23 protein-coding genes and 1 riboswitch are annotated in these 19,419 nt (G+C 40.6%); of the genes, 2 read left to right on the forward strand and 21 right to left on the reverse strand.

The genetic code is table 11. The features are described from left to right. Positions 1-78: 78 nt before the first annotated feature. From NSR00_RS06640 to NSR00_RS06665, 6 genes are all read right to left on the reverse strand, one after another. On the reverse strand, positions 79-816 hold the full coding sequence (locus NSR00_RS06640) for a pseudouridine synthase (protein ID WP_063388629.1): 738 nt from the start codon (positions 814-816) through the stop codon (positions 79-81). Positions 817-915: 99 nt separating this feature from the next. Then, positions 916-1,446, reverse strand: coding sequence for a spore maturation protein (locus NSR00_RS06645; RefSeq protein WP_063388630.1), 531 nt, complete (start codon positions 1,444-1,446; stop codon positions 916-918). Positions 1,447-1,448: 2 nt separating this feature from the next. Beyond that, positions 1,449-2,039, reverse strand: a complete 591-nt coding sequence (locus tag NSR00_RS06650; RefSeq protein WP_063388631.1) for a nucleoside recognition domain-containing protein — start codon at positions 2,037-2,039, stop codon at positions 1,449-1,451. Then, positions 2,036-3,166 carry a D-alanyl-D-alanine carboxypeptidase family protein gene (locus NSR00_RS06655; RefSeq protein ID WP_063388632.1) on the reverse strand — a complete coding sequence of 377 codons (1,131 nt, stop codon included), beginning with the start codon at positions 3,164-3,166 and terminating at the stop codon, positions 2,036-2,038. The genes NSR00_RS06650 and NSR00_RS06655 overlap by 4 nt, the downstream gene beginning before the upstream one ends. 124 nt (positions 3,167-3,290) lie before the next feature. After that, the gene (scpB, locus tag NSR00_RS06660) at positions 3,291-3,875 is read right to left on the reverse strand and encodes an SMC-Scp complex subunit ScpB (RefSeq protein ID WP_063388633.1); all 585 of its coding nucleotides are present in this window, start codon (positions 3,873-3,875) and stop codon (positions 3,291-3,293) included. Continuing rightward, a complete protein-coding gene (locus NSR00_RS06665) occupies positions 3,856-4,620 on the reverse strand; it encodes a segregation/condensation protein A (RefSeq protein WP_063388634.1) in 765 nt (254 codons plus the stop codon). The genes scpB and NSR00_RS06665 overlap by 20 nt, the downstream gene beginning before the upstream one ends. Before the next feature lie 183 nt (positions 4,621-4,803). On the opposite strand from NSR00_RS06665, the gene NSR00_RS06670 reads away from it, so the two are divergent. Further along, positions 4,804-5,328 carry a DUF309 domain-containing protein gene (locus NSR00_RS06670; protein ID WP_063388635.1) on the forward strand — a complete coding sequence of 175 codons (525 nt, stop codon included), beginning with the start codon at positions 4,804-4,806 and terminating at the stop codon, positions 5,326-5,328. On the opposite strand, the gene NSR00_RS06675 is transcribed toward NSR00_RS06670, so the two are convergent. The 6 genes from NSR00_RS06675 to NSR00_RS06700 all read right to left on the reverse strand — a co-directional run bounded on the left by NSR00_RS06675 (position 5,329) and on the right by NSR00_RS06700 (position 10,390). Then, positions 5,329-5,697: a GNAT family N-acetyltransferase gene (locus NSR00_RS06675; RefSeq protein WP_063388636.1), complete on the reverse strand. Its 369-nt coding sequence runs from the start codon at positions 5,695-5,697 to the stop codon at positions 5,329-5,331. 127 nt (positions 5,698-5,824) lie between these two features. Continuing rightward, a complete protein-coding gene (gene ribH, locus NSR00_RS06680) occupies positions 5,825-6,295 on the reverse strand; it encodes a 6,7-dimethyl-8-ribityllumazine synthase (RefSeq protein ID WP_063388660.1) in 471 nt (156 codons plus the stop codon). Between the two features lie 21 nt (positions 6,296-6,316). Beyond that, positions 6,317-7,510: a bifunctional 3,4-dihydroxy-2-butanone-4-phosphate synthase/GTP cyclohydrolase II gene (locus tag NSR00_RS06685; RefSeq protein ID WP_063388637.1), complete on the reverse strand. Its 1,194-nt coding sequence runs from the start codon at positions 7,508-7,510 to the stop codon at positions 6,317-6,319. 13 nt (positions 7,511-7,523) lie between these two features. Then, complete coding sequence (ribE, locus tag NSR00_RS06690; protein WP_094246158.1) at positions 7,524-8,168, reverse strand: riboflavin synthase; 645 nt, start codon at positions 8,166-8,168, stop codon at positions 7,524-7,526. Further along, positions 8,141-9,256, reverse strand: coding sequence for a bifunctional diaminohydroxyphosphoribosylaminopyrimidine deaminase/5-amino-6-(5-phosphoribosylamino)uracil reductase RibD (ribD, locus tag NSR00_RS06695; RefSeq protein ID WP_311066292.1), 1,116 nt, complete (start codon positions 9,254-9,256; stop codon positions 8,141-8,143). Before ribD ends, ribE begins: the two co-directional genes overlap by 28 nt. Positions 9,257-9,408: 152 nt before the next feature. Then, positions 9,409-9,560: riboswitch (FMN riboswitch) on the reverse strand. 392 nt (positions 9,561-9,952) lie between these two features. Next, entirely contained in the window at positions 9,953-10,390 is a 438-nt protein-coding gene (locus NSR00_RS06700; protein WP_063388640.1) for a peptidylprolyl isomerase, read from the reverse strand. A 164-nt stretch (positions 10,391-10,554) separates the two neighbouring features. Here NSR00_RS06700 and NSR00_RS06705 point away from each other — a divergent pair, with 164 nt between their 5' ends. Continuing rightward, the gene (locus NSR00_RS06705) at positions 10,555-11,421 is read left to right on the forward strand and encodes a DUF1002 domain-containing protein (protein ID WP_066247675.1); all 867 of its coding nucleotides are present in this window, start codon (positions 10,555-10,557) and stop codon (positions 11,419-11,421) included. Between the two features lie 43 nt (positions 11,422-11,464). Here NSR00_RS06705 and lysA read toward each other — a convergent pair whose 3' ends face one another. From lysA to NSR00_RS06750, 9 genes are all read right to left on the reverse strand, one after another. Then, positions 11,465-12,787, reverse strand: a complete 1,323-nt coding sequence (lysA, locus tag NSR00_RS06710) for a diaminopimelate decarboxylase (RefSeq protein ID WP_340787744.1) — start codon at positions 12,785-12,787, stop codon at positions 11,465-11,467. A gap of 74 nt (positions 12,788-12,861) precedes the next feature. Continuing rightward, on the reverse strand, positions 12,862-14,337 hold the full coding sequence (locus NSR00_RS06715) for a spore germination protein (protein WP_327855896.1): 1,476 nt from the start codon (positions 14,335-14,337) through the stop codon (positions 12,862-12,864). A 55-nt stretch (positions 14,338-14,392) separates the two neighbouring features. Then, positions 14,393-15,400 (reverse strand): stage V sporulation protein AD, encoded by a 1,008-nt coding sequence (gene spoVAD / locus NSR00_RS06720; protein WP_340789174.1) that lies wholly within the window; start codon positions 15,398-15,400, stop codon positions 14,393-14,395. Between the two features lie 37 nt (positions 15,401-15,437). Continuing rightward, positions 15,438-15,860, reverse strand: a complete 423-nt coding sequence (locus NSR00_RS06725) for a stage V sporulation protein AB (protein ID WP_063388663.1) — start codon at positions 15,858-15,860, stop codon at positions 15,438-15,440. After that, positions 15,850-16,467 (reverse strand): stage V sporulation protein AA, encoded by a 618-nt coding sequence (locus tag NSR00_RS06730; protein WP_063388643.1) that lies wholly within the window; start codon positions 16,465-16,467, stop codon positions 15,850-15,852. The genes NSR00_RS06725 and NSR00_RS06730 overlap by 11 nt, the downstream gene beginning before the upstream one ends. 101 nt (positions 16,468-16,568) lie before the next feature. Beyond that, positions 16,569-17,327, reverse strand: coding sequence for an RNA polymerase sporulation sigma factor SigF (sigF, locus tag NSR00_RS06735; RefSeq protein ID WP_063388329.1), 759 nt, complete (start codon positions 17,325-17,327; stop codon positions 16,569-16,571). 12 nt (positions 17,328-17,339) lie between these two features. Then, a complete protein-coding gene (gene spoIIAB / locus NSR00_RS06740) occupies positions 17,340-17,780 on the reverse strand; it encodes an anti-sigma F factor (protein ID WP_063388330.1) in 441 nt (146 codons plus the stop codon). Next, positions 17,777-18,130 carry an anti-sigma F factor antagonist gene (gene spoIIAA, locus NSR00_RS06745; RefSeq protein WP_063388331.1) on the reverse strand — a complete coding sequence of 118 codons (354 nt, stop codon included), beginning with the start codon at positions 18,128-18,130 and terminating at the stop codon, positions 17,777-17,779. Before spoIIAA ends, spoIIAB begins: the two co-directional genes overlap by 4 nt. 97 nt (positions 18,131-18,227) lie before the next feature. Continuing rightward, on the reverse strand, positions 18,228-19,394 hold the full coding sequence (locus NSR00_RS06750) for a D-alanyl-D-alanine carboxypeptidase family protein (protein ID WP_063388332.1): 1,167 nt from the start codon (positions 19,392-19,394) through the stop codon (positions 18,228-18,230). Positions 19,395-19,419 lie beyond the last annotated feature (25 nt).

Genomic DNA, 19,419 nt, shown 5'->3' on the forward strand with positions numbered 1-19,419 from the left:
AAACGTGTAAGCCCCTAAAGCAGTACATTGTTTGCAACGTTTTGTCGGTATAAATGCGAAAGCTTAACCGATTTTAGGCTAAACTCTCGCATGCTTGCCGTGCTGGGCCAGCGCCCGCAATCTCTTCACCTCGTGGGGAGTAATTTCGCGGAACGCACCCGGATTGAGCCCTTTTAAATCTAAAAATGCGTACCGTTCTCTTTTCAGCTTCAGCACAGGATAGCCGATTTTATCAAACATTCTTCTAATTTGCCGGTTTCTTCCTTCATGAATGGTAATTTCGATTATACACGTTTTTTTTCTTTTATCTAAAGAAAGCATTTTGACTTTTGCTGGTTTTGTCATTCCATCCTCCAGCATGATCCCTTGCTCCAGTTGTTTTAATTCTTTCCTTTCTGGAATTCCTTTAACTTTCGCTACATACACTTTATCAATTTCATATCGTGGATGCATTAACAAATTAGCAAAATCGCCATCGTTTGTCAGGATTAGAAGGCCTGAAGTATCATAATCAAGTCTGCCGACCGGAAAGATGCGCTGCTCAAAATCTCGAAAGTAATCGGTGACGACTTTTCTCCCTTTTTCATCTTTCACGCTCGAAATAACTCCCCTAGGCTTATAAAACAAAATATAAATCGGTTCTTCCCTTTCTACCGGAATCCCGTTTACCTCCACCTTGTCCTCGTCAGATACTTTTGTTCCGAGCTCTGTTACAACTTGTCCATTTACAGTAACTTTTCCGTCCAAAATTAATTGCTCCGCTTTTCTTCTTGAAGCAATTCCCGAACGCGCTATCACCTTTTGCAAACGTTCCATTGATCTCACCTCTCTAAAAATATTACCTTCTTTCGGTCTGGTTACACAAGATGAACGCATTTATTTTTTTGCAAATAAAAAAGCTAAGCTCATTAAAGCTTAACCGAAAAGGAGCGTAACAATTATTATGGAAGAAAGGATGGCTGCAAAATCCGCCAGCAGCCCAACCTTTATCGCATCGCCCATTCGCTTGATCCCAACAGCACCGAAATATACTGTAATGATATACAAAGTCGTGTCTGTGCTCCCTTGCATGGTGGCTGCCAGTCGGCCGATCAACGAATCCGCTCCATGCATTGAAATTAAATCGCTCATAATTCCTAACGAAGCTGTTCCAGAGATGGGCCGAATTAACGCCAGCGGAACAATTTCCGCCGGGACGTGGATAGCTTGAAACATCGGTTTTAACAGGTCCATAAAAAAATCGAGAGCCCCTGAAGCGCGAAAAACAGACACTGCCACGAGCATGCCGACAAGATACGGAATAATGGAAAAAGAAATTTCGATTCCTTCTTTTCCACCTTCAACAAACGCTTCATAAGTTGGAATGCGTTTAAAAGTCCCGTACAACAAAATAAAACCGATGATCAATGGGATCAGCCATATCGAAACAGCACTAATGAACACCATCGTTATTCTCCTTTTCTTTTTCGTAAATAGTAAAAATAGCGGTCAATCATAATAGCGGCTATGGTAGCAAAGAAAGTCGACAGAAGCGTTGGCACGACAATATCAGTCGGATTATGCGAACCGTATGTCATTCGTATAGAAATTACAGTTGTTGGAACAAGAGTCAATCCAGTTGTATTTAATGCTAGAAAGGTGATCATGCTTCTGGACGCCTGGTCTTTATTTTTGTTCAATTTTTTCAGCTGCTCCATCGCCTTAATTCCCAACGGTGTAGCTGCGTTTCCTAGCCCAAACATATTGGCGAGCAAGTTTGACAGCATGTAGCCCATCGCAGGATGCTCAGGGGGAACATCAGGAAAAATTCTCCTCATCAGCGGTTTGAACAGATTCCCTAGCTTTTCTAACAGACCGCTTTTCTCAGCAATATTCATTAAGCCTAACCAAAATACAAGCACGCTGATGAAGCCAAAGGCAATGGTGACACCCTCTTTTGCACCTGAAAAGACGGCTTTATTCACTTCCTCCATTGTTCCGTTGAACATTGCAAATACGACGCCGATCAAAGTTAAGGCAACCCAAATAATATGAATCATGCGGAAACACCCAGCATATCAAAAAATAGATCGATCATCTTTCCAAACCAGCCATGCGGAGGCTCTACATCACCGTTTTCAAAATAGATCGGCACTTCTTCAATCGTTTCGCCATCGAGCAACACTCTCAATGTTCCTACTTTTTCTGGAACCTTTTCAGGATGGTTCTTCCACGAAGCCTTCGGTTTTGCTAGGAATAAACGGATGTTTATTTTGTTTTTTTCTTCCTCCATCAGCGGATAAACAATGTCGCGATTAATGAAGATGCGGTCTTTGTAAAACTTGTTGTCAATGGCAAGGTATCCTTCTTTTTTGATCGTCACTTGATCATATTCGCTGAACGCGCTGTTAAACATCGACATATGGTCGTTCCAATCATCGGGAGCATTTAGCGTAACAGCAATTAAATGTAAATCATCTTTTTCCGCAGTGGAGACTAATGTTCTATTTGCCCTCTTTGTGTACCCGGTTTTACCGCCTGTACAATATTCATATAAATTTAAAAGTTTGTTTTTATTTTTCCACTGAAATCCGTCTTTTTTATAAACTTTTGTTCCAAATATTTTGCGGAACGTTTCATTCTCCATGGCGTATTTCGTTAAAAGAGCCATATCATATGCGGTAGAATAGTGGTTTTCGTGATCATCCAAACCGTGCGGGTTGGCAAATTCAGAATTTGTCATGCCGATTTCCTTCGCCTTTTCGTTCATCATAAATACGAAACCATCTAAACTGCCTCCGACAAATTCAGCAATCGCCACCGCAGCGTCATTTCCGGACCTTAGCATAAGACCATAAACCAAATCTTCCAGCTTCACCTTTTGCTTTTGCTTAAGATATATGGAAGACCCTTCAGTTCGGACAGCGCGGTCACTGACAGTCACATTTTGATCCATTTTTCCTGATTCAATTGCTAAAATCGCCGTCATGATTTTCGTAATGCTTGCAATGCGCATTTTTTTATGTGGGTTTTTTTCAAAAAGGATCCGGCCGCTCTCCTGATCCATTAATATGGCGCTTTCTGCACTAACTTCAATCGTATGAGTTGCATGAGCTGTCGGGATAAAAAAATGGCCTATCAATATAAAAAGAATGAATACATTAATACGTGATGTCCATTTGTTCATTAATGCTTTCACGTCCCTTTATTCGATTCGTTTTGTACAAGTTTATGCAAAGAAGACAACCGTATGAACGGAATTTGAAAGAATGTGAAATAAAAATAAGTCTCAGACTGCCGCCTGAGACGACTTACAAGTTATTTAATTTTTCAAAGAATAAATCTGCCTCTTCTTGAATAAAATGCTCTTCATTCTCGATCTCTGTCAATGAAGGCAATTCTTCGATCGTTTTTAATCCGAAATATTCAAGAAACTCTTTTGTCGTTCCGTATAAAATAGCTCTTCCCACTCCCTCTTCTCTGCCGACTTCTTGAATAAGCCCTTTCGCTAAAAGGGTCCGGATCGGCCTTTCTGACTTTACCCCTCTAATTTCTTCTATTTCAATCCGGGTAATCGGCTGTTTATAAGCGATAATGGCCAATGTTTCAAGCGCAGCCTGAGAGAGTGATTGGTTCATAGGAGTTTCCATCAGCCGCTTTAAATATGGTGCATGCTCCTTTTTGGTTGTGAGCTGGTAAACCCCTGCTACTTCTACAAGGTCGATCCCCCGTTCTTTTTTTTGGTATTCCTCTTTTAAATCTTCAATAATGCTTAAAACCGTTGCTTCGTCAATTTCAAGAACGGAAGTTAATTGCTTGATGGAAAGGCCTTCGTCTCCAGCCGCAAATAAGAGCCCTTCCAAAATGGATTTCCATTCAATAATCCCTAAACTCATGCAGCTTTTCACTCCCGTAAATATAAATTTCTGAAAAATTATGTTCTTGTTCTACATGAACGTATTCATTTTTCATCAGCTGAAGCAAAGCTAAAAAAGTCACGACCATATAATCCTTCCTGTCAGCTGGAAAGAAATCGTGAAACTCCTTTTTCTTTTTCGATGCCTTCAGCTCCATGATCATTTCTTTCATTCGTTTTTCGATCGGGATTTCTTCTTTTGCTACGGTTCGTTCGATTGGCTTTTCAATTTTTTTTCGTTTTAGCATTTTTTGAAAGGCAGCGATCATATCATAAACCGTTACGTTTCCTTTTTGCAAAATCGGCTCTTTTTCCTCCAAATATTCGCTCAAGTCGCTTGGAGGCTTCGTATAGACAAGCGCCCGTTCACTTTCCAGTTCTTTCAGCTTTACTGCTGCTTCTTTATATTTCTTGTATTCAATTAAACGGGTAACAAGCTCATCTCTCGGATCGGACTGCTCTTCTTCGATGATTTCCTCGTCTGACCACTCTTCCTCCTGTCTTGGAAGGAGCATTTTGCTTTTAATCGACAATAATGTGGCTGCCATCACTAAATATTCACTGGCAACATCCAGCTCAAGCTCCTGCATCGTGTGAATATATTCCATATACTGTTCTGTTATTTCGCTGACAGGGATATCATATATATCAATTTCTAAACGATGAATTAAATGCAAAAGCAAATCTAACGGACCTTCAAAAGCTTCTAACTTTACTAGATACATTATCTGATCATCACCCTCGATAAATGGCTAATTTTTAGTATAGACCAATAGAAAAATACATCCAATACTCTTTTTCAACAAAGCTCATTTTGTTTATTTTTAAATCAGGCATGAATACTTTCTTTTTTGCAGCCATTTTCATAAACTATAACATATATAGTAGAAAAAAGGAGTTTTCTCAATATGTACCCACCTGAATATATTGAGTTTTTATATCATTTTCATTGTGACCGGGATTATTTTGAATGTCATGAAATTTTAGAAGAATTGTGGAAAAAAGATCCTAAAGAAGAGAGAAAACAAATCTGGGTCGGGCTCATACAAATTGCCGTTAGCTTTTATCATTACAGGAGAAAAAATTTCAATGGTGCTGAGCGGATGATGAAAAATGCTATTCGCATTTTAAAAAATGAAACGGCGTCTCTTAACAAACTCGGTTTGGATGATGAACAGCTCTTACATATTTTACAAAACACTTTTGGTCGAATTCAAAAAAGAGAACCATATAAAAGCATTCAGCTGCCGATTTTTGATCAAAACCTTTACGAAATTTGCTTAACAACAGCAAAGGAACGAGGAAAAACGTTCGGTGAGCCTAGCGATATTTCAAACGTTTTTTTAATACATAAACATAAAACAAGGGATCGAACGGACATCATTGAGGAGAGATTGAAAAATTGGCATAAAAAAAGAAAAAGAAGAGAGTGATCAGCTCTCTTCTTTTTCTAATTGTTCATGGTCGCATTTTTCAAAAAAGGATTGAATTTGTTCGCTAGGAATAACATGTTTATCTTTATATAGCTCTTTTACGGCATTGATCATTTTTTTGCCGATTCCTTCATGACGATGGGACGGGTTTACGCAAATATGCTGAATTTCCACTATTCCTTTATCTTTCAATTCAACGCCGATCACTCCGATAACATCTTCTTCCTTCCATAAGAAAAGCTGCCAATTTTCGTCATTTTCATACGTTTTCATCGTTTGCTGGAGCTGCTTTAAATCCTTTTCACTCGGCATAAAGGAAAGAAGCCCCATCGCAATTTTTTCAAAAGCTTTCTTATATCGAACTAACATGCTGGATCCCTCGTTAATATATAACATTCTTTCAAGAAAGATTTTATGGGCAACTGGTGTTGAATCCCATTTATCATATTGCTCTTAACATTATATACATTTTCTTATGAATTTTAAACTGTTTTCTTTAAAGTTGGGCGAGGGATTTGATTAAATTTGCCATTTCAATTGCCGATAGTGCTGCGTCCCAGCCTTTATTGCCCGCTTTCGTTCCTGCTCGTTCAATCGCTTGCTCGATATTTTCCGTCGTGACGACGCCAAATATTACCGGCACTCCTGTTTGCAGAGAAGCGTTCGCAATCCCTTTTGCCGCTTCATTGCATACGTAATCGTAATGCGTAGTGGATCCACGGATAACTGTTCCTAAGGCAATGACCGCATCGTATTTTTTGGACTCAGCCAGTTTTTTGGATACAAGCGGGATTTCAAAAGCCCCCGGAACCCATGCAACATCAATGTCGCTTTCCGAAACGCCGTGGCGGATGAGAGCATCGATTGCTCCGCTTAACAGCTTGCTTGTAATAAATTCATTAAATCTTGATACGACAATTCCGATTTTCAAATCTTTTCCGACTAAATGTCCTTCAATTTTGTTTATGCTCATTAGTATAACCTCCCGCTAAATATGAAGTAGATGTCCTAGTTTCGATTTTTTTGTTTTCAAATATTTTTCATTATCCTTGTTTGCCGGTATTTCAATTGGAACCCGCTCCAATATTTCAAGTCCGTATTCTTGCATTTCTTTCATTTTTCTCGGATTGTTTGTCATTAAACGAATAGACTTGGCTCCAATATCCTTCAGCATCTGTGCTGCAACAGCATATTCTCTTTGATCCGGCTGAAAGCCGAGCTCCTCATTTGCTTCGACCGTATCATAACCTTTTTCTTGAAGCTTATATGCTTTCAATTTATTTATTAGCCCGATCCCCCTGCCTTCTTGGCGCAAATAGAGCAAAATTCCGCTTCCTTCTTTTTCAATTTCACTCAATGCAGAATGAAGCTGCGGGCCGCAGTCGCATCTGTGAGAATGAAAGACGTCTCCTGTCAGGCATTCTGAATGGATTCTAACTAAAACGGGATGCTCCGGCTTAATTTCACCCTTCACCAGCGCAATATGCTCTTTTCCATCATACAAGCTGGTATAACCGATGGCTTTAAAACGGCCAAAACCTGTCGGAAGCTCGATTTCCACTTCTTTTTTGATTAATTCCTCCCGTTTTCTGCGGTATTGAATTAAATCTTGAATCGTGATCATTTTTAAATTGTATTGTTCCGCTATTTCTTTTAATTGAGGAACCCGAGCCATTGTTCCGTCTTCATTAATAATTTCGCAAATGACGCCAGCTGGAAAGCATCCTGCCAGCTTTGCCAAATCAACGGCTGCTTCCGTGTGGCCGGCTCTTTTTAATACTCCTTCGTTCTTTGCAATCAACGGGAAAACATGTCCGGGTCTTTTAAAATCCTCCGCCCTTGCATCCGGCTGAATGAGCGACTGAATCGTTTTAGCTCGCTCATATGCGCTGATTCCCGTCGTTGTTGTTTGATGATCGATGCTGACAGTAAACGCGGTTTGGTGCAAATCTGTATTTTCCGCTACCATAGGGTGAAGCTGCAAACGGTGCGCTAACGATTCCGTGATCGGCACACAAACGAGACCTTTTCCTTTCGAAATCATAAAATTGATCATTTCAGGGGTGGAAAACTCAGCTAGACCGACAAAATCTCCTTCGTTTTCCCGATTCTCATCATCCACGACAATGATCACTTTCCCCTGTTTTAAATCTGCGATGGCATCCTCAATGGAATGAAACATTATTCTATCACCTCTATTCACTGTAAAAACCGTGCTTTTGCAAAAAATCAACGGTAATTCCGGTTGGCGCCTCTTTGCGAGCAAACTTTTCTAAATATTTCCCGATCAAATCACATTCAATATTGACCTTATCGCCAATCTCCTTTTCCCCAATAATTGTTTCTGAATATGTGTGAGGAATAATCGAAATCGTAAAGGTTTGTTCTGTTAAGCCAAAAATGGTTAAACTCGTTCCGTCAACTGCAACTGAACCTTTTAATATCATGTAATAAAGCAAATCTTTAGGAGCTTTAATTTGATAATAAACAGCATTTTCCTTTCTTTCTTTTTTGACGATCGTGCCAACGCCATCAACATGTCCTGAAACGATGTGGCCGCCAAATCGGTCGCCAACGGCCATTGCCCTTTCCAAATTCACCTTTGATCCGGTTTTTAATGTACCTAATGTCGTTGCCGCCATCGTCTCAGGCATGACATCCACAGAAAAATAATTCGATTCAAAGTCGGTGACCGTTAAACAGACTCCGTTGACGGCAATGCTGTCGCCTATTTTTACATCTTGCAAAATGTTTTTTGCATAAATTTCTAAAATTACTGCTTGATTCGTTCCTTTTACTGATTTGATTTCCCCTATTTCTTCAATGATTCCAGTAAACAATCTTGTCCACCTCTTTTCGGAACGGAGACAATTTTCACATCTTCTCCTATTTTCGTAACGGACTGAATTTCAAATGAATGTGCCATGCTCATCTTTAATGCTTCATCGCCCATGACGGCTGATATTCCTTCAGGGTCTCCCAATATTTTGGGTGCAAAATACACGATTAATTCATTCACTGCTTCCGCTTTTAAAAATGAAGCATGGACTCTTGCTCCTCCTTCAACGAACAGGGAGGTGATGCCTCGCTCGCCTAATATTTTTAAAATATTTGGGATATTCCATTGATCATGTAAAGTCAACACTTCTATTCCTAATTTTTTCAGTTCCGCTTTTTTATTGAGATCCCCATCTTGGCAAATGACCCAAGTTTCTGCTTCCTTGTCAGTTATCACATTGGCATCCAGCGGAATTCGCAGATGGGTATCTAAAATAATCCGTATCGGTGTTCGTTTGCGATCCGGCAGCCGACAAGTCAGACTTGGATTGTCTTTTATAATTGTATTAACACCCACTAAAATGCCGTCGTGTATTTCTCTGTAACGGTGCACATCCTGTCTTGCTTCCTCTCCGGTAATCCACTTGCTGTCACCTGTTTTTGTAGCAATTTTCCCATCGAATGTTGCGGCATATTTTAATGTGACAAACGGAGTGTTTGTTTGAATGTAATGAAAGAAAACTTTGTTAAGTTCATGTCCATTTTTTTGCAATATCCCGGCTTCCACATCGATTCCAGCATCTTGCAAAGCTTTCACACCGCGTCCACTTACGAGAGGATTCGGATCCAAAGCAGCTACAACGACCCGTTTAATCCCTCTTTTGATAATAAGCTCAGAGCAGGGAGGAGTTTTGCCAAAATGGCTGCAAGGTTCAAGCGTGACGTACAGCGTTGCACCTTTTGCCTTTTCCCCAGCCATATTTAAAGCATGAACTTCCGCATGGGGTTCCCCAGCCTTTAAATGCGCTCCAAACCCGATCAGTTCCCCATCCTTCACAACGACCGCTCCCACCAACGGGTTAGGGCTCGTTTGGCCGATTGCTTGTTTCGCTAGCTGAAAGGCAAATTCCATCCATTTTTCGTCATTCATAAAGGACACACCTCCCTTTTGTTGATTTCAAAACAAAAGCCCCGGGTTTGTTCCCCCAGGGCTTGATGATCACTTTAACGAAAAGAAGGTATACTCAAATAAGAGTATAAAATCTGTTCTTTTTGAACAGTTTATACTCCTCACCTTCAAAAGTGATCCTTCTCCCATCCAGACTATACTGTCGGCTCTGGATTTTCACCAGATCCACCGCAAAGGCGTTCCGCCAATGCGGGTCACGGGCTAAAAAAGCTTAAAAGCTTTTATCACCGCCGGTCGGGAATTTCACCCTGCCCCGAAGGATGCATCATTCATTTTATGTTATTTTCAATGGGAAAAACGGCTGCTTCCTCTTGCTTCCCACCTTCCATTTTGAAGCATTCACGAGTTTTTGAAAAAAAAACAAAGCTGAAGAAAACAGCCAATTATTTTACTATTATCTCCCTTCAAACGGTCTTCTGTCAAGAAAGCAATCTTTGAACAATATGAAAAAGTGCCTTTTTATCGATTATTTCTCTCCTACACTTGACCGCATCTACAAAAATTATATTATCAACTAAAGCTGAGCGGTATTCAGCTAGTCAGCAATGAACATCCAATAGACGAGTCCCCAAATAATGCTCAATACAACAAGAACAATAAATAATATCCAGTTTTTCATTCTCATTTTGTACATCCCTTTCTATTTGAAAGAGGAATTTAATTTTCATACACTTCTACTTTTTTCATTACATCTCCGTTTTTCATGCTCAACACAGTTTCCATGCCTGAAGTTACTTGGCCAAAAACAGTATGAACTCCATCCAAGTGAGGCTGAGGTTCATGAACGATAAAAAATTGACAAGAGCCTGTATCCCTGCCTGCGTGAGCCATAGAAATGGCGCCGGTTACATGTTTATGTGGATTGCCATCTGTTTCGCATTTGATCGTATATCCTGCATTACCAGTGCCGTTGCCATTCGGACATCCGCCTTGGCTTACAAACCCTGGAATAACACGATGAAAAGTCAAACCGTCATAAAAGCCTGAATTCGCAAGTTTTTCAAAGTTCTTCACTGTATTTGGAGCTTCATTCGGAAAAAGCTCAAATTCAATTTTTTCTCCGTTTTCCATTAAAATGTAGCCTTTTTTGCTCATAAAACAGCTCCCTTTCATGAAAAAATTTTCTCTTTATTTTATCATAGAGTAAAACATAAAATACAGATGAAACGTTTTAGTATATATATACGTCTTAAATGGTTGAAAGTTTTTGCACTCTATAATCATATATTCGAAGTCATGTTCGCTTAGGAGGTTAAGTGATGAAAAAAATCGTTTTATCCATATTACTTGCTATTGGGTTGGCAACACCAACTACTAGTTTTGCTGATTCTGTCGTTGGAGATGTTATTGTCACGTTAGGCAGCGATTTAACGGAGCAGCAAAAGCAGGATCTCTTAAAGGAAATGGGCGTACCAGATAACGTGCAAACGGTCACCGTGACAAACGAAGAGGAGCACAAATATTTAGGGGATTATATTCCGAAAGCGCAAATCGGTTCAAAAGCGATTTCTTCTTCCAAAATACAAATTGAGAAAAAGGGATCTGGTTTAGAAGTCCAAACAAACAACATAAACTGGGTCACGGATGAAATGTACTTAAATGCGCTCATGACAGCTGGTGTCAAAGATGCAAATGTTTATGTCACCGCGCCTTTTGAAGTTTCCGGAACAGCCGCTTTAACAGGGTTGATAAAAGCTTATGAAGTTTCGACTGATAAAGCGATCCCTGAAGACGTGAAACAGGTCGCCAACCAAGAGCTGGTGGAAACAGCAAAGCTTGGAGATAAGATTGGTGACGAAAATGCTTCGGCATTAATTGCAAAAGTAAAAGAACAGATGTCCGAAAACGGCGTTCCGAAAAATGACCAAGAGTTAAGAGAAATGATTGAACAAGCAGCAAAAGATTTGCAAATAAATCTTTCCGAAGATGATATAAACAATTTAATCCTCTTATTTAACAATATGATTAACGTCAATATCAATTGGGATGAAGTCGGAAACCAGCTTGACAAAGCAAAAGACAAAATTTCTAAATTTCTCGAATCCGAAGAAGGACAAAGCTTTTTGCAAAAATTGAAAGAATTCTTTTCTTCGATCATTGATGCCATCGCATCGTTTTTCCAATAATGAAAACGGCGTCTTCAACTAATGTTGAGACGCCGTTTTTCGTTTACGGTTGACCGACTTCCGCTTTTAAAGGCAAATCGAGACTGACTAAATCCTCGTATGTTTCCCTTTTGACGACAAGTCTCGCTTCGCCGTTTTCAACAAATACAACAGCAGGCCGAGCGATCCGGTTATAATTATTTGCCATAGAATATCCGTAAGCTCCCGTACAAAAAACAGCTAATATATCGCCTGCTTTTACGGTAGGAAGGGATAAATCCCAAATGAGCATGTCCCCGCTTTCGCAGCATTTTCCAGCAATCGATACAGTCTCAGAACATTCGTCATTCATCCGGTTGGCAAGAGCCCCCTCGTATTTTGCCTGGTACAAAGCAGGCCGGATGTTGTCGCTCATGCCTCCGTCCACCGCAACATATTTGCGAATGTTAGGGACGACCTTTTGAGATCCTATCGAGTACAAGGTTGTTCCTGCATCCCCGACGAGAGAGCGTCCTGGCTCAATCCATATTTCAGGGAGAGGAATTTGAAGCTTCTCAGAGTGTTCTTTCACAACTTCCACCATTTTTTCAACATATACATTCATTGGCAGAGGATCATCCTCTTTCGTATATCGAATTCCGAATCCTCCCCCTAAGTTTACAACTTTCGGAACAAACTGAAACTTCTCTTTCCAAATAGAAATTTTCCCAAAAATCTTTCCTGCTGCTAAAACAAATCCTTCAGTGCCAAAAATTTGCGAACCGATATGGCAATGGATTCCTAATAGCTGTAAATGCGATTGATTTTTTACAAGCTCAATCGCTTTTTCGATTTGACCATTATGAAGGTCGAATCCAAATTTCGAATCTTCCTGCCCGGTTGTAATGTAATCATGTGTATGTGCCTCGACGCCCGGTGTAACGCGAAGCAATACCGCAACTTTTTTATTCATTTGCCGGCAAAGAGAAGATAAAACATCAATTTCATAAAAATTATCAATCACAATGCAACCGATATTTGCCTCCAGAGCCATTGCAAGCTCGTCGATGCTTTTATTGTTTCCATGAAAATGAATTTTTTCCGGAGGAAATCCTGCTTTTAATGCCGTATACAGTTCACCGCCTGAAACGACATCAAGAGAAAGCCCTTCCTCATTTGCAAGCTGCACCATTGCAATGGAAGAAAAGGCTTTGCTTGCATAAGCAACTTGATATGGAACTCCTAATGATTCAAATGTATTTTTAAAAGAACGGGCTCGTTCGCGAATGAGTGCGACATCGTATACATATAACGGTGTCCCATACTGTTTGACAAGTTCAACTGTATCGACACCGCCGATTTCTAAATGCCCTAACTGGTTGATTTTACTTGTTCCCTGTAAATACAAAGACTAGCCCCCGCTTTCGTGAACGTAAAAGTTAAAAATACATTACCATAAAACATTTTCTCTTTCAAATTTTTTTAAGGCTGCTTTTTTACGTTCTGCGGATGAACAATGCTTGGCCTTACTTTTATATGAGGCACCGACGATCTGACGATGATCTGCCAAAAGGCTTGAGGATTAAAAGGGATAAACGGCCATAAATAAGGCGTATTTAACGATCGAATGCTGGCAAGGAAAAGGATGAACAGTGTGCAGCCGATCACTAATCCGGGCACTTTAAAGATCACTACTAATAGCAGCAATACAAAACGAACGATTTTATTGGCTACGCTCAATTCATAGCTCGGGGTTGCAAAAGTACCGACCGCCGCAATGGAAACGTACAAAATAACTTCCGGCGAAAACAAACCGACATCGATGGCAATTTGTCCTATGAGAACTGCTGCAATTAAACCCATCGCCACTGAAAGAGCTGTCGGTGTATGAATGGCTGCCATTCTTAAAAGCTCAATCCCTATGTCAGCAAGAAAAATTTGAACAACAATCGGAATATTTTTTTCTTTGTTTGGTCCGATGTAAGATATAGCCTCCGGCAGTAAAGACGGCTGCACTACATACAGCATCCAAAGAGGAAGCAAATAAATAGAAGCTAGCATGCCAAAAAAGCGCACCCATCTGACAAACGTTCCGGCCGCTGGCGCCTGACGGTATTCTTCGGCGTGCTGAACATGGTGAAAAAAAGTAGTTGGCGTAATAATGACACTCGGGGACGTGTCAACAAGAATAATGACATGTCCTTCCAGCAAATGAACTGCAGCGACATCCGCTCTTTCCGTATAGCGGACAAGCGGAAACGGATTAAAGCCTTGCTTTACTAAAAATTCTTCAATTGTTTTATCTGCCATTGGAAGCCCGTCAATTTTTATCGTTTTTAACTCCTTTTTGATCACTTCAATTAATCCTGGATCCGCCACATCTTCCAAATACGCGATCGCAATGTCGGTTTTTGATCGCTCGCCGATTTTCATGATTTCATATCTCAGACGTTCGTCCCTTATTCTTCTCCGAATCAGTCCCGTGTTGACAACGATATTTTCCACAAAACCGTCACGTGCGCCGCGAATCACTTTTTCCGTATCCGGCTCTTCCGGCTGTCTTCCAGGATAGTTGCGGACATCGACAACAAAAGCAAAATCGCTGTCTTCGACAAAAAAAACGACTAAGCCTGACAACACTTGATCGACTGCTTCATCAAGCGTTTGAACCAATGTTACTTGCTGATGAACGAGACGGTTTTTGACAATTTCCTTTAAACGATTGGCTTCCGTTTCATGATCATTGATTTTCAAAAGCTCCTTGATCAGTTCGATGACATAAAGTGAATCGCAAAGTCCTGTCACATAATATAAATGCACTTGTTTTCCGAGAAGCATAAATTTGCGCACGCCTAAATCAAAGCTTGTTCCTAAGCCAATATGATCTCGAAAAAATTTTTCGGTATCTTGCAGCTTGGGAGAGATTTGACTTTTTTCTTGATCGGTTAATTTCGTCATGCTATCGAATCCTTTCTCTTCATCATTCATGTTCAGCTCACCTTTTCCCGCCTTTCTATCTCTGTCTTTCAAAAACTACTCCGTGAGCTATGGCCGGGATCGATTCGTTCAGCTTGATCATCGTTTTACTTAACAGAGCCCCGGTTGCCACCATCAATACTCGTTTTAAATTTCCTTTTTTCATTTCTTGGAATATGTGACCGTAAGTTACAACTGCTGAACAAGCACATCCGCTCCCGCCGGCAAATACTCTTTGTGCTGGATGAAAAATTAACAGCCCGCAATCTGAATGGTTGCCTCGGATGTCGTACCCATCCTCAAGCAATAATTCCTTCAGCTTCGGACTGCCGACTCCCGAAAGATCGCCGGTAAGAATTAAATCGTAGTCAGAAGGAGTCCGATTTAAATCACGAAAGTGCTGCTTAATTGTATCTGCAGCTGCCGGCGCCATTGCGGACCCCATATCATAAGGGTTTTTCCTGCCAACATCGATCACCTTGCCGATCGTTGCAGCCGTTATGGCAATCTCACTTTCGTCTTTGCTGATTAATACAGCACCTGCCCCTGTTACGGTTGTCGTCGCTGTTTCTGGTTTTTGTCCGCCGAAATTCGTTGGATGCCGAAACTGCTTTTCAGCTGCGCCATAATGGCTGCTTGTGGCAGCGATAATTTTGTTCGCGAACCCTCCATCGATCAGCGCGCATGCCGCAGCGACTGTTTCCATTGAAGTCGAACAGGCCCCGTACATACATAACAGCGGAATATTGAGCATTCTAGCTGTATAGTTCGATGTAGCATTTTGGTTCAATAAATCCCCCGCCAAAAACAAATCAATATCCTCTTCCTTTAATTCAGCTTTTTTTAAACAGCGGCTGATCGCCTGCTCCATTAAATTCCGCTCGGCCAATTCCCAAGACGGCGCACCGCAGTACATATCATCAAAATGAGCATCAAATGTTTCCTTAAGCGGTCCTTTCGCTTCCTTCGGCCCAACGACAGTTGCCGTTTTATTGACAAACAATTTATGTTGAAACACCCATGTTTGCTTTCCCGTTAACCGCATCATGCTATGTTTCCTCCGATCATATGACAAATTGCCTTTACAGACCAGCAAAATAAAGCCAATGAAACAAAGAGCCGCAAATTTTTCCTAAAACGATCGCCATCATCAACATAACGATTTTGTCATCAATGCCGATCCTTTTCGCTAATATCGGAAATACATTCAGCACTTCTGTTAATGCTGCTGCAAGCATTCCGACAAATATTCCGTAAAGGAGACCGATCGGGATAAACCAATAATGCGAAGCATGCAAATAGACGGGAGAGAGGCTGAACCAACCGCCGGACACGGCGCCAAGAATAACAGCCCATTCATACAAACGAATCCATTTTATTGTCTTCGTCAGCTGCATGAGTCTTGGAATGATTCCGAGAACAGATAAAAACGCAACAAATCCACACCCGACAGCCAAGCCCCCTGCAAACCCCGTAAACAAAAGCATGAACCATTTAATCATCATCATTTTTCACGCTTTCTTTGTTTTCGTTTATGGCGATGTATTGGTCGAGATCCATTTGATAATTAAAAATCTCGACTTCCAACGGACTCGGCTCTTCATTAAATTTCTTTTTAAAAACGTGATTAAAAAACAGAACCATTCCCAGCCCCAAACCGATGGAGTAGGGGATTTGCAAAATTAACGGCTTATCGATCTTATTGCCAGTGAAAAACTGATACAAATTGCGATGCATCCGCTGCATGCTGACATCTTCATGAAAGTTCATAATCGTTAAAGCCGATCCGACAAATAATAACAGCCATACAAGAAAAAAAAGGACGGGAGCAAATTTTTTTCGATGATTTTGAATTTCAACAATTGTTTGCGTCGGCCCAACAGGTTGGACATCAAGGGAAGGATCAATGGATTGGATTTTTTCTATGACGTTGATGACATCAATGACAACATATGTTTTATCTTTTGATTGAATTTGATGAATGATTTGATCCCCCATTTTGCTGATTAACGCTTCGTCTGCAATTATTTTCGCGATTTTGTTAAGCGTGATCCTTTCGTTCGGTTTTGCCTGAATACGATGCTTTAGACGCACATAAACCGTTTTATTCACGCCCTGTCACATCCTACTTTTTTCTAATAGTATGAAACGTTCGCCACTCCCTCATGCAAAATGATCAAGACCATTTATTTCCACAAAAAAAGACCAAAGAGCTATCCGCTCATTCGGTCTTTCATTTGCTTTAATATTTTCTTTTCCAGTCTGGACACCTGAACTTGTGAGATTCCTAACCGTTTTGCGACTTCCGACTGTGTTTGATCTTTATAATACCGCAAATAAACGATCAGCCGCTCCCGCTCGCCTAAATCGTTCATAGCATCTTTTAATGCTATTTGATCAAACCATTTTTGCTCATTTTGATCTGCAATTTGATCCAGCAATGTAATCGGATCGCCATCATTTTCATAAACCGTTTCATGGATGGAGGAAGGTGCACGTACAGCTTCTTGTGCAAGAACGATATCTTCAGGTGAAATATCTAAGTAGTCAGCGATCTCCCCTACTGTTGGCACCTTGCCAAGTGTTTTGGACAGTTCCTCTCTAGCCCGTCTAATTTTATTTCCGAGCTCTTTTAATGAACGGCTCACTTTTACTGTTCCGTCATCCCGGATGAATCGTTGAATTTCTCCTATAATCATCGGAACAGCATAAGTGGAAAATTTAACATCATACGACAAATCAAACTTATCGACCGATTTCACTAAGCCAATGCAGCCGATTTGAAATAGATCATCCGCCTCATAGCCTCGGTTTAAAAATCGCTGCACAACTGACCAAACGAGCCGCATGTTTTTTTGGATAAGCAAATCGCGGGCTGCCTGATCGCCTTGCTGGCTTCTTTTAATCAAATCCCTGACTTCCTGATCCTTCAATTGTCCATTCGAATGTTCGTTCTTGACCTCCACATCCATAAGCTAATCTCCTTAATTACATAAAGCTTTGCTTTTTGTAAGATGTTTTGTTAATCGAATGATTGTGCCTTTATTTTTTTCCGATTCTATTTTCACTTCATCCATAAAATTTTCCATGATGGTAAATCCCATTCCTGAACGCTCCAGCTCAGGCTTTGTTGTAAAAAGCGGCTGTCTAGCTTCTTCAATGTTGTCAATTCCTACCCCTTCATCTCGAATCGTCAAATGAACGATATGGTCCTCTAGCGTGCAGGAAATATACACAATACCGTCAGGATTATTTTCATAACCGTGAATGATCGCATTTGTCACAGCTTCGGAAACTACTGTTTTGATTTCGGTTAGTTCATCGATCGTCGGATCCAGCTGTGCGATAAAGGAAGCTACAGCTACTCTTGCAAATGATTCATTTTGACTTACAGCGGAAAATTGAAGCTTCATTTCGTTTTTCATGACGCCACCCCCAACGTTTGCAAAGCCGCTTTCTCTGTCTCGGCCAGATGAATAATTTTAAATAAACCTGACATGTCAAAAAGACGCTTTACACTCGGGGAGATGGCGCAAACAATCATTTCACCGCCGAGATGTTTTATTTGCTTATAACGCCCGAGAATCACTCCAAGTCCAGAGCTATCCATAAAAGTTAATTGTTCTAAATTTAATAAAATATGTTGAATAGAGTTATTTTCGATGGCATCATTGACTTTTTGCCGAAGTTCCTCTGCTGTATGGTGGTCGAGCTCCCCTGACAGACGTATCAATAACACGTTTTCTTTTACTTCAAGGTCAACCGCTAGACTCAAGATCATATTCCTCCTTCAACTATGATATTGAATCTTTCGAGTTGACCTTTCATATTTCCTGCCTGAAGACAAAACTAGTGGAATTTCGCCAAAAATATCATTTTTCGGCCTTCGTCCATTCGCCTAGAACCCTTTTGAACAGCTTCCACCAGCTCGCAACGCGAACATCTTGTTTAGCCACAAGCTTGCTTTCAGCAAAAACCTTTCCATTCTTTTTCAGCACGAGGGTTCCAAGCTCATCTCCTTTTTTCACTGGCGCTACCAGGTGGTTTTTAAACATAATTTCTTGTTTAATATCATCAATGCTTTCGCCCTTTTTGGTTATAATGGAAACAGGCTCCGAAGTAATCAGCTGTACATCTTTATCGCTTCCTTTGCTCAGTTTTGCTTTTGTCACCACTTCGTTTCGTTTAAACAGAGGATGGGTTTCATACTGGGAAAAGGCATAGTCTAACAGCTTCGTGATTTGAGCATTTCGATCTTTTGGCGTTTTAGCTCCAAATACAACAGCAATAACCCGCATATTCCCTTTTTTGGCTGTTGCCGTTAAACAGTATTTCGCTTCGTTTGTATAACCTGTTTTTACACCGTCAACTCCGTCGTAAAATTTCACAAGCCGATTTGTATTGACCAACCAAAATTTTTTGTCTGTTCCTTCTCGTAAATAATCCTCATATGTTCCCGTAAATTTCGTAATTTCTTCATATTTTAATAGCTCTTTGGCAATAACCGCCATGTCCTTTGCCGACGAATAATGTCCTTTTGCAGGTAATCCGGTCGAATTTTTAAAATGCGTATTTTTTAGTCCGAGCTCTTTCGCTTTTTGATTCATCATGGATACAAACTGTTCTTCTGATCCTGCAATTCTCTCCGCCATCGCGACAGACGCATCATTGCCGGAAGCAATCGCAATTCCTTTTAATAAATCTTCCACTGTCATTTCTTCCCCAGGCTCCAAAAAGATTTGCGATCCCCCCATGGATGCTGCATATTCGCTCGCTCTTACTTTTTCATCCATTTGAATCTTTCCTTTATCAAGAGCTTCCATAATAAGAAGAAGCGTCATGATTTTCGTCATACTGGCGGGCGGCAGCGGTGTATCTGAATTTTCTTCATATAGTACTTGACCTGTATCCCGCTCAATCAATATAGCCGATTTCACTCCATCTACTAGTTTGACATTTTTTTCTTCTGCCCACGCAGCCGTTGAAACCCCAAAAAAAAGAACAAATGTTGCCATGACAGACAGTAGTAATTGTTTCATCTCCACATCCTCCATTCCTCATATG

This window comes from Aeribacillus sp. FSL K6-8394, from assembly GCF_038008865.1.
Lineage (GTDB): Bacteria > Bacillota > Bacilli > Bacillales > Aeribacillaceae > Aeribacillus > Aeribacillus composti.